At 31.8% G+C, this 9,289-nt stretch carries 13 protein-coding genes; 10 read left to right on the top strand and 3 right to left on the bottom strand.

Annotated features, from left to right (window positions below; genetic code table 11):
• Positions 1 to 339: 339 nt before the first annotated feature.
• Positions 340 to 831 carry a hypothetical protein gene (locus PTI45_RS18960; protein ID WP_139129286.1) on the bottom strand — a complete coding sequence of 164 codons (492 nt, stop codon included), beginning with the start codon at positions 829 to 831 and terminating at the stop codon, positions 340 to 342.
• 169 nt (positions 832 to 1,000) lie between these two features.
• Here PTI45_RS18960 and PTI45_RS18955 point away from each other — a divergent pair, with 169 nt between their 5' ends.
• Complete coding sequence (locus PTI45_RS18955; RefSeq protein ID WP_069329154.1) at positions 1,001 to 1,972, top strand: G5 domain-containing protein; 972 nt, start codon at positions 1,001 to 1,003, stop codon at positions 1,970 to 1,972.
• On the opposite strand, the gene PTI45_RS18950 is transcribed toward PTI45_RS18955, so the two are convergent.
• Positions 1,965 to 2,465 carry a hypothetical protein gene (locus PTI45_RS18950; protein WP_069329153.1) on the bottom strand — a complete coding sequence of 167 codons (501 nt, stop codon included), beginning with the start codon at positions 2,463 to 2,465 and terminating at the stop codon, positions 1,965 to 1,967. The genes PTI45_RS18955 and PTI45_RS18950 overlap by 8 nt on opposite strands.
• Before the next feature lie 186 nt (positions 2,466 to 2,651).
• On the opposite strand from PTI45_RS18950, the gene PTI45_RS18945 reads away from it, so the two are divergent.
• The 7 genes from PTI45_RS18945 to PTI45_RS18910 all read left to right on the top strand — a co-directional run bounded on the left by PTI45_RS18945 (position 2,652) and on the right by PTI45_RS18910 (position 7,254).
• On the top strand, positions 2,652 to 3,308 hold the full coding sequence (locus PTI45_RS18945) for a flagellar brake protein (protein WP_069329152.1): 657 nt from the start codon (positions 2,652 to 2,654) through the stop codon (positions 3,306 to 3,308).
• Entirely contained in the window at positions 3,305 to 3,871 is a 567-nt protein-coding gene (locus PTI45_RS18940; protein WP_069329151.1) for an S-layer homology domain-containing protein, read from the top strand. The genes PTI45_RS18945 and PTI45_RS18940 overlap by 4 nt, the downstream gene beginning before the upstream one ends.
• A gap of 20 nt (positions 3,872 to 3,891) precedes the next feature.
• Entirely contained in the window at positions 3,892 to 4,218 is a 327-nt protein-coding gene (locus PTI45_RS18935) for a hypothetical protein (RefSeq protein WP_069329150.1), read from the top strand.
• A 520-nt stretch (positions 4,219 to 4,738) separates the two neighbouring features.
• Entirely contained in the window at positions 4,739 to 5,557 is an 819-nt protein-coding gene (locus PTI45_RS18925; protein WP_245703513.1) for a hypothetical protein, read from the top strand.
• Positions 5,558 to 5,775: 218 nt separating this feature from the next.
• Positions 5,776 to 6,312: a homing endonuclease associated repeat-containing protein gene (locus tag PTI45_RS18920; protein ID WP_175425224.1), complete on the top strand. Its 537-nt coding sequence runs from the start codon at positions 5,776 to 5,778 to the stop codon at positions 6,310 to 6,312.
• Between the two features lie 98 nt (positions 6,313 to 6,410).
• Positions 6,411 to 6,845: a hypothetical protein gene (locus PTI45_RS18915; protein WP_069329147.1), complete on the top strand. Its 435-nt coding sequence runs from the start codon at positions 6,411 to 6,413 to the stop codon at positions 6,843 to 6,845.
• A gap of 85 nt (positions 6,846 to 6,930) precedes the next feature.
• On the top strand, positions 6,931 to 7,254 hold the full coding sequence (locus PTI45_RS18910) for a hypothetical protein (protein ID WP_069329146.1): 324 nt from the start codon (positions 6,931 to 6,933) through the stop codon (positions 7,252 to 7,254).
• Between the two features lie 424 nt (positions 7,255 to 7,678).
• On the opposite strand, the gene PTI45_RS18900 is transcribed toward PTI45_RS18910, so the two are convergent.
• The gene (locus PTI45_RS18900) at positions 7,679 to 8,302 is read right to left on the bottom strand and encodes a hypothetical protein (protein WP_069329144.1); all 624 of its coding nucleotides are present in this window, start codon (positions 8,300 to 8,302) and stop codon (positions 7,679 to 7,681) included.
• A 421-nt stretch (positions 8,303 to 8,723) separates the two neighbouring features.
• Here PTI45_RS18900 and PTI45_RS18895 point away from each other — a divergent pair, with 421 nt between their 5' ends.
• Together PTI45_RS18895 and PTI45_RS18890 are read left to right on the top strand one after the other, a co-directional pair.
• Positions 8,724 to 8,915, top strand: a complete 192-nt coding sequence (locus tag PTI45_RS18895; protein ID WP_069329143.1) for a hypothetical protein — start codon at positions 8,724 to 8,726, stop codon at positions 8,913 to 8,915.
• A gap of 33 nt (positions 8,916 to 8,948) precedes the next feature.
• On the top strand, positions 8,949 to 9,289 hold a 341-nt coding region (locus PTI45_RS18890; RefSeq protein ID WP_139129284.1), incomplete at its 3' end, for a hypothetical protein.

Genomic DNA, 9,289 nt, shown 5'->3' with positions numbered 1-9,289 from the left:
ATGTACGCTATAAACTCTCTTAAAGTAATTAAGGAAAATATTCCTGTATTATACTTATAATATAAAAATTAATTTTATGAATCTCAGGAATTTTTTGATGAATAATATGAATTGTAGTGCAAATAATATAATTATGAATACCATTAAACGTATCTATAAATAGAGAATAGCATGCAAAGAAACTAAGTGATGCGTTTTTAAAGCTCAAACTCTTTTAAATTTTATAAGAGTATCTAAATGCCTTTTCTGCAAAAAAAGCACCCAGATACCGTAATGGTTTCTGGGTGCTTCCCAATTCGTATGCATTTATCTATATTATAAAGGAGTATACATAAGGCATCAAGCTAATTCTTTGTCGCTGGGATCATTTATAACTGGCGTATCCTCTTTTTTTAATTCTGTTGTAGGTTTGGGATCGAAATAGATCAGTTCTATAAAACTTTCACTTAAACGAGTCATGCTATAACAAAATATAAGCGATATACCCAATGCAGCATAGAAAGAATTATTCATAAAGTAACTAATAGGAAATCCTGAAAATAGTATAATGACTTTTAGCATATTATTAGACTTTGCCGATTGGCCCAAATACAAAAAAGATCCTAAGTAAAATGTCCATATGCCCGTCATTAACCCTATAGCTATTAGCAAAATACAAACGGTATATACTACAGCATCTCTTATATGATCTGTATTATCTGTATTTTTCAGAAAATAGATAGTGATACAGTTGAGTAGTGCAATACATATTAGTAAAATTCCAAACTCCATAAATCCTCCCCATAAAAAAGTACCACATATCTCTAAATAAGAGGCATGTGGTACTTCCACGTTAATTATTATATTATTGATAGTCTAACATAAATAAATGTTTATTGAAGCTTATTCTATTTTAATTTATACTAAGTGTACAAATCAAATATGTTTGCTCTGGAAGCACCAGATCTCCTACTAGGGGTCTGGTGCTTTTTGGCGTGCATATAATCAGAGAGGTGCAATAATGAATAGAGTATTTTTACCCAAATGGATGTGGCTTACCTTTGGACTGTTATTTGTGTGTATTAGTATATTAGTGCTAATGGTATTGATTACATCTAATACAACACCAGAGCCTGTTGTTCGCTTAAGTAAAAATGTAGTGATTATAGTTGATAATCATAATTATACGGTTACCACTGACGCACACACTGTAAAAGAAGTTTTAGATGAACATCATATTGGATTGTCGTCTGCCGATCGCGTAGTTCCTGGTACAGGTAATGTGATTGAGGATCAAATGAAAATTAAAATTATTCGCTACTTTGCAAAAACCACTGAAGAATATCAACGCATTCCGTTTAAAACAGTTTATTACAACGATCCGAATATCGAGATAGGTAAACAGTCAACTGTACAAGAGGGGATGCCCGGGCAAATAAAAATTGTTAAATCGGTAAGCGTAGAAAATGGAACGAATGTTCAAGAAAAAATGCTTTCTAAACAAATCGTAAGTAATTACCGAACCAAAGTGATTGCGATCGGTAGTAAGCCAAAAGTTCAAGAAAGAAAGTATTTAGTGTATCAACCTCAACAAAGTATTGAACCTGTTGCAGCAGAAAAACCTCAATTAGCAGTAAAAAAGGTAGCTGATTTTAATCACACGTTCCAATATGAAATAGATTCAACGACTTTAACTGCCTATACAGCAGGAGTTGAAAGTACAGGCAAGTCACTAGGTGATGAAGGTTACGGAGTTACTGCGAGTGGTGCTATCGTAAAAGAAGGTCAAACTATTGCAGTAGACCCTACCATTATCCCTATGGGATGGTGGGTATACATTAAAGGTATTGGCTATCGAAAAGCAGAAGATACCGGTAGTGCTATCAAAGGTAATAAAATTGATGTCTATGTTGAAGATCTTAATGTCGCCAGATCTTTTGGGAAGAAAGAAAATGTAGTGGTTTATGTGATAGGGCCCAATGATCCTAGATAATACTGATATTACTTTCTAATCTGTTCATGATGATTGGAGTAGCATGTCGATCTTTAGATAAATACTGGAATCGTTGCAGAGCCATATTTATATGTTCATAGTTGGATCTTTTCATTTTTAAATCTAACGCCATATGAGGAGCAGTTAAGAATATATCTATATGTTGTTGATCATATTCTTGATTGGTTTTTAAATGTTCTGCATCGATAAAAGTTTCTGTGTCACATAAACATGCAATAAGTAACAAATCATTATTGTATAAAGGCGTGATAAAATATAAGAGATATGGAAAAGCATCAAACAGGGAAGACACCCATGTACGTATCTCTTTCACCTCATAAACTTGTTCTAGCACATCATCATACCCTTCAAAATCGATAAATACACTTTGAAAGTGCATGTTCGCTTCTGAAGAAAGGTTAGTGAAATAACGTTTGATAGCAATTAATTCTTGATTATCAATTACTGCTTTTTTTATTGTTAGTCTATTCATAATACCTCCAGTGTCGTGTTTTCTATAGTATACCGAATTAGTTTTAAGAAAACATTACTTCACCCATGCTCAGAATTGTGATAGTATTATGGTAATTCAATATACAACGCGAAGCACGCGCAATCCTTAACAGGGTAGCGCGTGCTTTTTTTGTTTCAATTTGATATTAATTTGGAGGAATTTACAATGAGAAAAACAGATTTATTTAAAGATCAATATCTTGAAATTCAAGATGAAGAAGGAAAGATGATTCTAGGACGAATCCATGCATTAGAATCTCGCACTAACACGTTTTTATTTGAGTCGAAATTGCAAAAAAAAGCGGTACCATTATCTCATTTTTTAGATAAACTTATTTTTGTTTATTATACCGGATCGGATCAAACCAAATACCAATTTACTACAAACGTTATTGATTTTATAGAAGAAAGTTCGATGTACAGATTATCCATTCCGGAAGAATCTGCAATCATGAAAGTGCAAAATCGGGAATACGTCCGAGTTAATACTGAACTTGAATGCCATCTATTTTCTCTTATTGAACCAAGTGATGCGAAAATTATTTTGACAAAAGATATTAGTGGTGGAGGACTTTCATATATTTCTAAAGTTCCATTAGACTTAGAAGAAAAAGAATGGTCTGGTGTGATCTATTTATTTAAAGGTAATGACCAAGTATCCATTCCTTTTCAAGCCGAAGTGGTTTACTGCGAAGAGCTGGAATTAAACCAATACAAAGTTGCTTTGAAATTCAGCCAAATTAAAGAACAACATAGAAGCTCAATTATAAAATATGCAATGAAGGTAGAAGTGAAGCAAGCTTCAGGTCGAGCAAAGGTATGACCAAGTATAAGCTGGTAACATTAACTATGTTGATCTCTCTTATGCTTGGGGGATATACAGCTTCAGCAGCTCTTCCTACTCCAAATGAAACTTTTAACAAGCCAAACAATCGGTATACATCTGACCTGGTAGTTGTGACTCAACCTATGACTAAAAGTGAGTTTGCAACTATTTTATCATCATTAGAAAAGTATAGTTCTAGCGTTACGGAAAACAGTTTGGATGTTACTGATACCAACTTTTCTCAGATAATTATTTTCCAAAATAAAATTAAAGGTACAGCTAAAGAGCATGATCGTTTAAATGACTCTTTAACGCGTGAGCAAGCTGCGAAAATGATTTATGATATGCTTGGATTAGAACAGTATAATTATGCAGCAGAGAAGAACTTTACTGATTCTAATCATATTTCATTCAATCAAGAAGTATATACTCTCTGTGCACTTGGAATTTTAGACGGGTATAGTGATTCTTCATTTCGGCCCAATCAGATATTAAGTCGCATAGAGAGTGCTAACATTATTGATCGGTTATTTTCTAAAGGTATATTATTGAAACTATAACCAAAAGGATGGGAATATGCTTGATTATTCTAACCAATAATTTTCCAAATCAATGGGAGCAAACTATACAAGAAGCACAAAGTAGATTCTCTGATGATTTAAGTCTATTTCAACCTAGGTTTATTACGTATAATGAATTGCTTTTTCTTGAAGAAGATGCTTGGTATAAATATAAATTAGATATTACACAAGGTCAGAAAAATCAGATAATCGTTGTTGTCCAAACCAAAAGAAATCAAATGCAAGATTTCTTACATCAAAAGAATCTGAATTTTGTAGATCGACAAGATCTTATACGCAAGAATTCTATAGTACTCATTCCAAAAGATGAATCACCAAATATCTAATCGTAATGAATAAAGGCGAATCCCTCTAAAAAGGAGAGCTTCTGATGATTTATATCTACTGTGCTCTAGGTATAGCTATTTTGTTAAGTGTTATATTCACCAAACTAAAAAATAACAATTTAAAAAGTATATTTTCTAGATCTAAAAATATTATGCCTTCACAAAATCACCCGAAGATCGATATACCTAGTACTAGTCAGCGCTGGAAACTGCCACAGACTGATTGTTTTTGTAAAGATAAAGAAGAAGATTGGATCTATGATGAGGATTTAGGTTGCTGGTACGTATGTAGAGAATGCAATCGGTGTGAGTATTATTGGGAAGGGTCGTTATATATACATGAAGATCGAAATATACAACCTCGATAATAAAATGAGGTCATAGCTTATGAGTATAAATAGCACAATCTAATTTGTTATTATTAACGAATTGGGTTGTGCTATTTATATTCAAAATATGCAGTAGTTTCCTCTAAAATCATAGTATAATAGGTATTAAAGACTATACAACTAATTTAGGAGTGATAGTAATAGTAACACTTAGCAATATTAAAGCCAGTATACTAGAAGATGTGTTAGCTAAGTTATTAGAAAACTCTGGGTATACACTAATCACTAAAGCTACTATAGAAAATAAACAATTATATCCTGAATTTTGTACACGAGGCAATGGATTAAACATATTAGGACGAGGTGGAATCCATCAGGCAGATGCATTAGGACAGTTTCCTATTACTATTCCGTTTAATTATCCGGTAAGACTTTTTTTGGAAGCAAAGTATTTCAAAAAATCAAAAAAAGTTGGAATTGATGTAGTACGATCAGCTGTAGGTATATTGGCTGACTTAAATACTAGTTATCAAACGGTGCAACTCGAAGGTGAAGATTTACTTGTTCAACGCTATACCTATAAGTTTGCGATTTTCTCGGTTAGCGGATTTTCTTTAGATGCTATCCGGTTAGCTGTTGCTAACCAAATTACAATGATTGATTTAAGTGGATCAGAGTTTTCTACTTTAATACAAGCAATAGACAATATATCAGTTGCTATAGAAAAAAATCTAAAAAATACACCATCAGTAACATGGTCTAAAATCAGAAGCAGATTACAGGAGAAACTATTCAGTGCAACTTCCAAAGATATGGAAACTGAATCTAATTCATTAATAGAATCAGAATTTGTTGAATCATTTATTAGCTTTATTGAAGGTTATGGAGATCTCTATCTAGCAGCTGTGGATTCGCCGTTCTCTATTTTGTTGAAACCAACAAATCCAGAACATTTTAAACATTTTTTAATGGATCATCCTAAATCAACGTTTTCCGTAAAAATAAAATGAGATCAAGAGAAAAAAGACTTATGGCAAGTAAGGATAGAGGAGTATGAAAAAATAGCATTTTCTTTTTACTTACCTAGTATCTTAAAAGACTATATATTTAAAGATTCAAATGTTGTAAAAAGATCAATTAATGCTAAAAATACCTATTTAGGTAATATGGTATTCTATGTTAAAAATGCTGAACGATTTATTATATTTAAATATGCGCAATCCAATTTATGAGTATAGGAACTGAAGTTATGGATGAAAAAAAACAACAATTGATTAAGAATTTACAACAAGCAGCTAATCATTTTAAATCGAATACATTAACCAGATCACAGTATCTACGCTATCAAAGTAATTATGCGACTGATGCTCCAACTTTAATGTCTATATATAATAATTTAGGTAAATGGAAAGATGCTCTTGAACTAGCTGGGTTAAGTCAACAAGAGATGCGGCAAATTCGATGTGGACGTTGCGGAAAAAGGTTTGATCCACAAAATGATCAGAATTATTGTATAGATTGTGTGAACGATCCTAAGTTCTCTAAAGGGAGTAGACGTGCCAGTAAAAAATATACAGAAGAAGAAATTATAAGTGTTTTGCATGAGGCAGCATCTCTTATCGAAGGTTCCATAACTATACCGGCATACGAAGAATTAAAACTTCACCCATGTACAACAACTATAAGAAATCATTTTGGCTCATGGAGTAATGCGTTAAAAAAAGCGGGATTATATAAACGGTGCTTATCTTATAAAGAAAAATAGTCGGAGTTTAGAATGTATACTTATTTCACAGTTTGAAGATCACTAAAATTCACTTTAAAAAGTATTCAAAACAAAGCTTATGCATGTGGAGGTATACTTTGGATAATAACATAATACTTTTAGATAGATTGGTCTCGAATCTAGATATTAATTTGGATCTTATTATGCAATGGAACAACGGAGATCCCATAAAAAAAGAATCTATTTACTTAGCTCAAAAAGACGGAGCAGAACCAGAGCCTACTCCTTTTGGTCATATGCACCATAATGATGATATTAAAGAGAGATCCAACGATTGGCACATTAGAAGAATTCTTTATTTTATAAAATATCCTGAGTTTATTAAAAATATTGAATTAGATAATCAGTGTTACGGGATGTATATAAGTCCTAAAGTAGTTGTGATTGATGGCTGGCATCGGTTAATTGCAGCGATACTTTTAAAATTAGAGTATATCCAAGTACAATACGGTGGCAGACTAGATTTACTAAAATATCTTAGTGGTGATACCGATATAGAACCTCTAGAATAATGAACATACGTGAAGTTTTAGAGTTTTACTTAGCTAAGGTAGAAGAATAGAAGTAGCTTATATCAATTAAAATTGAGGTGTGAAAGTGTTAAGTAAAGATGCTTTATTTTTCAGATGGTTTGGCATAATGGCGATACTAGCTGTAGCAATGTATTCCGGACAGATCCTAGTGGGTATCTTTGCTGTAATGGTGATTATTATTTCGCTATTTCCTGTTTTTATTGGCAATGCTTTGAGGTTTCTTATAAATGATCCTATTTTTCTTTTACAGTCGATTGTTATTATTTTTTCTTTAACAATCACTGTAGTAGCGGGTTTTCCGGCACTAATGGGTAGTCTCTTATCTGCCCTAAGCGAGTTGGCAATAGATAAGTTTGAATCCATCCTAGAATCTATCAAACGCGACTGATATGCTGAAGAAGTTATAGAAAAATGATGAAATGGATCATTAAAACTTCTAGAAACAAAGAGAGGGAAATTCACTGATGCATGATATAACTTTACAAAGAAAATTAAGTGAGGCAAAACGTAACATTTTCAAATTTTCAGCTTTTTTATTAGTTGTTGGTTTCATCCATATAAGTGTTCATACGATTTTTAATTTAGATGATGAATTAATTTCAATTTTAGAATTCTGTTGTTTGACTATTGAGACTATTTCGATCATTATTGTATCTCTAAATTTTTTATGGATGATTAACTTAAAACAGAAGAAGACTGACGATATTAAAAATTAAGAACTATGAAATCGTAAAAACCATAATTATTGTAATATTTTAAAAAGGAAGTAGCTCTGATTACAGAGCTACTTCCTTTTTAATTTCTATATGAAGTTAAATAGGGCGTATCGTGATTTTTTTCTTGACTGGTTGCTTTTTATAACAATTACCACATTGCTTTTTCCAATGGTTTTCTGGATTAAGCCAACGCGGTTTATGACAAGTATTACAGATGATTTTTATTTTGCTCAATTCGTACTGGAGTTTTTGAGGATTGTATATATAGCGCTCTGTATCGGTTGTAGGATCGGTTAGCGTTGTCAGATGATACTCTGAATAGCATTCTTGACATAAGAGGCTCTGATCGACTTCTTTAAGCTTTACAGTTGTCCAGGGATAGGGCAAATGATCAAAAACTTCAATTTTATTACATGTTGTACACTTTCTAGCTTTTGCTTTTTGATCTAAGTAATCGCGACGAAGTTTTGTTAACTTCATATTATAATTTGTATAATAATTAAGATCAGTCATTGTATGACCACAACTACACTTAAAATCTTCACCAGCTTCATCTGGTGTGAAAAATTCATAATAAAATATCCCTTTTTCGCTACCATCTTTATGAGACCTAACTACATCAAATACATGAAGTAGAGAACAATTTGGGCAATGTACTTCATAATCAATAGTACAGCACTCGTTACAACAACAGGGGCTATTAAAATCATGATTTGCCATCTTATATTCTCCTCTTAATCAATGAATAAATTTCTAATTATAGTATAATATGTAGAGTAATTAATAATAAAGAATTAATGAAAAATGCGAATAACTATTGCAGCACATATGTTAAATATTTTGAATTGGCAAAATAGAAATTCAATATGGTAAGGGGATTTAGACAAAATACACGAACACGCAAATACAACGATCATGTATAATTCGAAACCAAATAACCATCCTTTAATATTAATGCAGAGAAGCCAATTGATGTTAAGAATAGCGAATAAATACTTATATTAGGTAGGGAAACCTCTAGTTTCACAAATACTATTAAGGATGATGAAGATGCAAAACAAAATTTCTAATGCTTTATGATAATTGACAAAGACCGTAAAATGTTTGGGGTAGTCCCTACCATTCAGGGTGACTTAAGCAATTGGAAAAAGCCAATAATAAAGAACAAGCACAAAAAAAAGGGATTGATATTAGATTAGCATTGACTGTCTTTGGTTATGGATTAAGATTGTATAATGCTGTTGCTAGTTATCCTAAAATTGTAGAAGCACTTCCTTTAATAGCTAATCATACTAAACAACTAATCAATTTTTTTGAGGAATTTTTCAAATAATGATAATTTTATTAAACCTTAGGAGAGAAAAATATGGATTTTGAAACTGAGAATCTTCAAAGTGAAATAGAAAATATAAGATCATATTGTGATGAAAATAACATAGAGATTGCGTATATGGGATATTCAATCTTTGACGAAGATAACGTGTTACCTTTGGTAGCTGAAGAAGCCAAATTTGATATTTTATTACCGGGTGAAGCTATTCCTGTAACTTATGAATTAAATAAAATAATAAATCTAATAGATGAAGCAAAAAATGGAGAGTTTCTTAATGAATATACTTTTTTTAATGTTAGTACTTCATATATTCGGATAGATGTATCTCATAAAAATATCGTTATTTTACAATTAAATAGTGAAGCTAATTTTGA

Source organism: Paenibacillus nuruki, from assembly GCF_001721045.1.
GTDB lineage: Bacteria > Bacillota > Bacilli > Paenibacillales > Paenibacillaceae > Saccharibacillus > Saccharibacillus nuruki.
The sequence above is the reverse complement of the archived record's forward strand: the minus strand, read 5'-3'. Positions and strand labels throughout refer to the sequence as shown.